This window comes from Sodalinema sp., assembly GCF_046483825.1.
Classification (GTDB): domain Bacteria; phylum Cyanobacteriota; class Cyanobacteriia; order Cyanobacteriales; family Geitlerinemataceae; genus Sodalinema.
The window spans coordinates 1-3,676 of the sequence record NZ_JAWOCL010000202.1 but is presented as its reverse complement, the minus strand read 5'-3'; the positions used below and the strand labels follow the sequence as shown (position 1 = coordinate 3,676).

The window sequence follows — 3,676 nt, the reverse complement described above, 5'->3', positions numbered from 1 at the left end:
GGGATTTCTGCAAGGGAAGGTTCGCGAACAGTTCGGATTCACGGAACCGCCACCGCCATCGGGCCAATTGCGACGAGTTGGCTATCTCTCGGCTTCCTTTCGCCGTAACTCCGTTGGTTATTTGGTGCGTTGGCTGCTGAAGGCCCATCATCCCCAGTTAGAGGTGTTTGCGTATTCGCTGCGACAGACGGGAGATACGATTCAACAGGAGATTGCTGAGTCGGTGAGCCAGTTTCATGACTGTTCTGCGCTTCAGATTCCCCAAATTGCCCAGTTGATTCGCCAGGATGGGTTAGATCTACTGATTGATCTCGATAGTCTCACCTCCTCGAAAGCGATGGCGGTGTTAGCCCTCAAACCCGCCCCGGTTCAGGCGACGTGGTTGGGGTTTGATGCGTCGGGGCTGCCGGCCATTGACGATTTCTTGGTGAGCGATCGCCTTCTCCCCGATTCGGCTCAAAACGACTATGGGAGCCGCATTCAACGATTACCCGGCAGTTTTATCGCCGTGAAAGGGTTTGAGGTGGGGGTTCCGACGCGACGACGGGAGGATTTGGGGATTCCCCCGGATGCGGTGGTGTATCTGAGTTCCCAGACGGGGGCGAAACGTCATCCTGAGAATGGGCGATCGCAACTGCGGATTCTCAAACAAGTTCCCAATAGCTATTTTCTGATTAAGGGCCTCTACAGCGATCGCCATTCCCTGGAACACTTTTTTACGGAACTGGCCCAAGCTGAAGGGGTCAACCCTGAACAGTTGCGTTTTCTCCCTGATGATCCTAGCGAAGCCAGTCACCGGGCCAATCTCAGTTTGGCGGATGTGGTGTTGGATACGTTCCCCTATAATGGCGCGACCACTACCCTCGAAACCCTCTGGATGGGCATTCCTGTGGTGACGCAGCGGGGGGAACAGTTCGCCAGTCGCCATAGTTATGAGTTTCTGCAACAGGCGGGAATTGCTGAGGGAATTGCTACCAATGCGGCGGAGTATGTGGATTGGGGGGTGCGCTTGGGCTGCGATCGCGCGCTGCGGGAAGATGTCGCCTGGCGTTTACGTCAGTCTCGTCATACCTCCGCGCTTTGGAATCCTGAGCAATTCGCCCGTGAGATGGAAGCGACGTTCGCTGAGATGGTCTCCCCCAACCCGATATAATGGCAACTCTAGTGGCTCTGTTCTCTAGCCACTCCGGTATTAAGTGGTTACATTAAATGAGATAGTTTTATTCAATGTAATTGGAGATGAGTCGGTTGGAGTTTAAGGAAGACGTTACCGGGGCCTTAGAGCAAAGCCTAGCGGACTATGAGCGTATCCTAAAAGAGCTTGAAGAGAGTGAGGAGAAGGAGCGATCGCCCTCTCCCGAAACCTGCTTGCAGATTTTGCTGCTACGGGACAAGATTCAAACCCAAGTCACCCGAGAGCATCCCCCCTCCACACAGGCGGCTCTGCGGCTGATTTCCCTCGATGAACGCCTCAGCGAACAGGGGGGAATCATTGCCAAAACCCTGCCCTTAGACAAATTTTGTGACCTAATCGATCCCCCCGAATCAGCCTGGTGGTGGTATGTTCAGCCCCCCGAGGAGATTCATCCCTGGGATACCTTTAATTGGATCTGGGAACTCTTAACGGTTCCTATCCTGACCTCAAATTTTGCCCTGGTTGCGGCTATTTCCTCTCGCTTCTTGGCGGGTGGCCCTGATGCGATCGGTGCCTTTGCCACCATCGGACAGGGCCTCATTGCCCTGTTGGCAGCCGGTGCCCCCTTGAGTAAAGTGGGACAACAGGTGATCGAGCGATCGCTAACGGGGTTCAATCTGCCCAAATATTTATGGCATGAAGCCAAATTAACGCTGGCTTTAGCGGTCTTCCTGGGATTATTGGGATTCCAAGCCTATTTACCCAACATTGCCCGGTTTTACGTCCGACGGGGGATCGCCGCTCAACGGCAGTTTCAAACCACCCTCGCCTTAGCTCAGTTCCAACGGGCCTTAGAACTCGATCCCAACAATATGGAAGCTCATTTCCGCTTAGGAAACATTTATGAAGACTTACTCGAATTTGATAAAGCCCAAGCCGAATATCGAGTCGCGTTGCTCGGCGACTGTATCGAAGCCTATAATAACTTAGGCCGTCTTCACATTGTCCGGTCTGAAGATTATACAGGAGCTGCCGCCTTGTTGAGACAGGGACAGTTAAAATTGGAAAATCGCGACAGTATCGAGATTAAATACTGTTCGTCGGCAAGTCTTCAGGCGATCGAATATATCTTTTTAAAGAATCTTGGTTGGGCCCGATTGATGCAAGAGCGACCCCTTGACGCTGAGAGTGAACTCAGGAAAGCGCTGGAGATTAACCCCCAAGACGCGGCCCCCCACTGCTTGTTAGCCCAAGCCTTAGAAGACCAAAATAAAGAGCCTGCGGCGGTTTTAGAGCGATGGGAACAGTGTTATGCCTTGGCTCGGGGACTTAATCCTGAAGAGGATGATTGGCTGGAGATGGCTCGCCAGCGATTGTCTCAATCCGAGTCTGACGACGCTGGTTCCTCTGCCACTCCTGAGGAGGAAACGACTCTGGATGAGGGTGACCCCGACCTGTAACCTTAAACAAGTGCTAGGTTTGGGGTGCCTGGACTCTTTTGAGGGCGATCGCCGGTAGGATATAAACTCAAATCAACAAGTTGATTGAAGATAATGAAAGGGCTTTAGTTTAATTTGTCCGGAATTTTTAAGTGTCAATTGAATTTAGCACTTTATGAGGGGACTGGGCGGCAATAAATAAATCCGAGAATTCACTTGACACTTATGATTTATCGGTTATAACAGAAAAGGAATAGATGAGAGATTCTAATCCATCTAAACGTTTAACCTGACCTCCGGTCTTTCTCAGACCTGAAACCGCCCCAACTCGGGCTGTCCCAGATGGGGGTCTCTATCTATGGTCGCGCCCACTCCCGAAGCAGAAGGAGGGTGCTGCTGGGTCTGAAATTTTTGCTCGTTTTCACCTAAAAAAGTTGATAAAACGCCCATGAAGTTGTACGGATACGTGACCTTTGCCTCGACTCTGTTGGCATTGGGGCTTTCACTACCAACCCCGGCGCGGGCTTCAGAGTTTTTACTGGTCGACGTGAACGGTTCGGCTCAAATCAAACGTTCGGGACAATCCCAGTATCAGTCCGCTCGTGGGGGAATGCGCTTGAATCTTGGCGATCTCGTGCGGACTCAAGGGGGCGCTCAGGTCCGTATCCGCTGCTCAGATTTGACCACCACCTGGACGATGAATTCCAATATTGAGCGGGGTGTGGTTTGGGGCTGTCCTCCCGATGGCGGCTTCAGCTTGAGGGTGGGACGCCAAAGCGATAATACCCTCGGCGGTATTGATCCGAGTCTTCCCTATGTCATCACGCCGCGCCGCACCGTCATTTCAGATTCGCAACCGATGCTGCGTTGGAATCCAGTGGTCGGGGCCAGCCGCTACACTGTGCAAGTGATTGGCTCTGATGTGACCTGGGAAACCGAGGTCAGCGGGACTCAGGTACAGTATCCTGGGACTCCCCCCTTAACTCCAGGAGTCGACTATCGCGTCATCGTCGAGGCTGATACCGGCGCCTCTTCCCAGCTCGATGTGGGGTCTGAGACCGCGACGTTCGAGCTATTGTACCCCGAGGATTTAGACTTGGTT

General features: G+C 52.7%; 2 protein-coding genes and 1 pseudogene. All 3 read left to right on the top strand.

Going from position 1 to position 3,676, the window contains the following annotated elements:
• Positions 1-1,153 (top strand): annotated as a pseudogene (locus R6U67_RS13245) (O-linked N-acetylglucosamine transferase, SPINDLY family protein); the annotation flags it as partial.
• Between the two features lie 86 nt (positions 1,154-1,239).
• Positions 1,240-2,595, top strand: a complete 1,356-nt coding sequence (locus R6U67_RS13240; RefSeq protein WP_410252986.1) for a tetratricopeptide repeat protein — start codon at positions 1,240-1,242, stop codon at positions 2,593-2,595.
• A 427-nt stretch (positions 2,596-3,022) separates the two neighbouring features.
• Positions 3,023-3,676 (top strand): hypothetical protein (locus R6U67_RS13235; protein ID WP_410252985.1); only part of this gene is annotated, 654 nt, incomplete at its 3' end.